This is a genomic window from Oligoflexus sp., from assembly GCF_035638955.1.
Taxonomy (GTDB): Bacteria; Bdellovibrionota_B; Oligoflexia; order Oligoflexales; family Oligoflexaceae; genus Oligoflexus.
This window is the reverse complement of the sequence record NZ_DASQYZ010000220.1, coordinates 1-2154: the sequence shown is the minus strand read 5'-3', so window position 1 is coordinate 2154 and position 2154 is coordinate 1. Positions and strand designations below refer to the sequence as shown.

2 protein-coding genes are annotated in these 2154 nt (G+C 48.2%); one reads left to right on the top strand and one right to left on the bottom strand.

Annotated elements, in window-relative coordinates:
• Positions 1-579: 579 nt before the first annotated feature.
• Complete coding sequence (locus VE954_RS20180) at positions 580-912, top strand: hypothetical protein (RefSeq protein WP_324956091.1); 333 nt, start codon at positions 580-582, stop codon at positions 910-912.
• A 169-nt stretch (positions 913-1081) separates the two neighbouring features.
• Here the strand turns inward: VE954_RS20180 and VE954_RS20175 are convergent, their stop codons facing one another.
• Complete coding sequence (locus VE954_RS20175; protein ID WP_324956089.1) at positions 1082-1639, bottom strand: hypothetical protein; 558 nt, start codon at positions 1637-1639, stop codon at positions 1082-1084.
• Positions 1640-2154 lie beyond the last annotated feature (515 nt).

Genomic DNA, 2154 nt, shown 5'->3' with positions numbered 1-2154 from the left:
TGGCCCTGTCACGCAAAGTTTTTGTTTGAGAACAGAATCTCTCTGGCTCACAGAGAGGCAATTATCCTGCGCCTGAAATCATGCATTTCCCTTTTGCGAGAAAACACGTACATCCCCGGGCATTCGTTTGAGGCGTGTACTCCTCCTGTCACAGTAAACGGAGATCAGCATTGTTGAAGAGAACTTTGGCAGTTTAGTGAAGCCAACTTTGGCAAACGACAGTCACATTGACCTAATATGCAACATAAGTCCTTTTATGTGGTACATTGTCCCAAACTGAACCCTACATTGTTTTAAGCAGAGCGTGTGGCCCTATCAATCTACGAAATGTTCGCTGAAGTCAAACAAGTAAAATGCGCACCAGGTGTCAGATAATTCGTCAATCAGCCGACCATATGTCAGCACAACTTGATCACACTATAGGGCGTTGATTCCAAATATCAGCCGATAGTCCTTACCATAAGCCGAGAATCTTTAAGGTTATTCTGCCTTCCGTTCGCATCCGTTTCAAAAAATTAAAGCGTGTCGACAGCCAGCCGATCCTGGAGGATGTCTTAAACACTATCCCTCGATGAGGCTATGAAAATGACTCTGGAAAAGGACTACGAAGAGGCTGCCAGAATTCTGGAGCGGCTTTCCTTTCAAAAAAACTTTCCCCTTGCTGCAAAGGATATCCACCCGTCCTGGCTATGGACACTCGAGTCCTGGAAGTCTGAGAGGGAATATTATGTAAAGAAGGAGCAAGAGCTTAGACAGAAGGTTCAGCAGCGCTATGGGCTTGGCAATGAGGAAATGGAGAAATACCTTGAGGCCCTGGCAGTCCATGAGGAGCAAAACCTTTTGGTTTCCAGGTGGAACGTGAAAGATTTTCCTTTGAAATCGTTTTTTCCACGCATCACATCTGCAGCGTGACCTCTTCCGGGCAACGGAAATGGCGGAAATTCTCAAATCCTTGCCGCTATCCAGGAAGGGAAAAGGCAAACCGTATGTCACATTGCATTTAAAACCTCCAGGAGGATTAAATCTCTCAGGAGGCAGCTTTTAGTCAATGTTAGTGGTTGGTTACTTCCTGGACATTCTTTCAGGGGCTCTGCATGCAGCTCAACTTGATGGCGAAGTCGGCGTCAAACTCGTTTCCGGAGAGGACACCCTTGTGAAACACTTCCAGGGTTTGTGATGCTTTGTTGTAGCTGGCGCGGGATTCCGTTTGTTGCCCGAGACCAAGCCAACCATCGCGGCTCAGTTGGGTGATGTTAATGGTCTCGTGGCTTTCGAGAGCACTGGTCGATGCGCTAAAGCTTTCCGACTGGCCCTCGCGCACTCTGACGAATGGACCGAACTGCGATCCGACGTTGTGCTTGATTTTTCCGCCGACCTTGTAAAGTGTCACACCGTCGACATCCTTGTCTTTCGAAACGCACAGCTCCGTGCCTACTTTTCCTTCGTAGCGGGAATTCGCCAAAACCCGCGGGTCGAGGATCTGGGTACAACGAGCAACGATGAGTGCTTCGGAAGTATTGCCGGTCCATGTGTTGTGACACGGATCAGAGGTGTCGTCGGCATGGGCGATATTATGGAAATTCGTGCTGCTGACGGCAAACGCAACAACTGCGAGCGCAAATACATTTGACTGTTTCATGACTTCTTTCCTTTTCGTGCAAAGAGACAAAACCAGATCGGACTGAATACACCTGAAAAGCGAGGCCCAGGCGCCCGACGATTTTGGATATCTGCGAATATTCATTTGAACGGCTCGCGTCAAGGCCTAAATTGAGCAAAGCGGCTGCGGAACGCTATAACCAAAGCTTGAAAGGTCGGGCGCTTAAGATTGTTCTGAGTAAATCTTTGTCCCTATCTTCAATGCCGTGCATATTTCACCATCTGGTCGTAGTGTTCTCGCATGATGTACCAATTGCTCGGTCTCTTGGAAGGCGAGGCAGGGCCCCGGAAAGAATGCTTAGGAATTAATCAACGCACCAATATTGTTGACTAAAAGCCGCCTCCTGGGAGATGCAATCCTCCTCCTGAGGAGGTTTTTTCAATGCAATCTGACATACGGTTTGCCTTTTCCCTGGCTGATCAATTCGAGGCGAGTGCTGACTTCAGAAGCTCACGTGGAAAAAGATATTCCCTCTCTTTTCTTCTTAAGGCGAC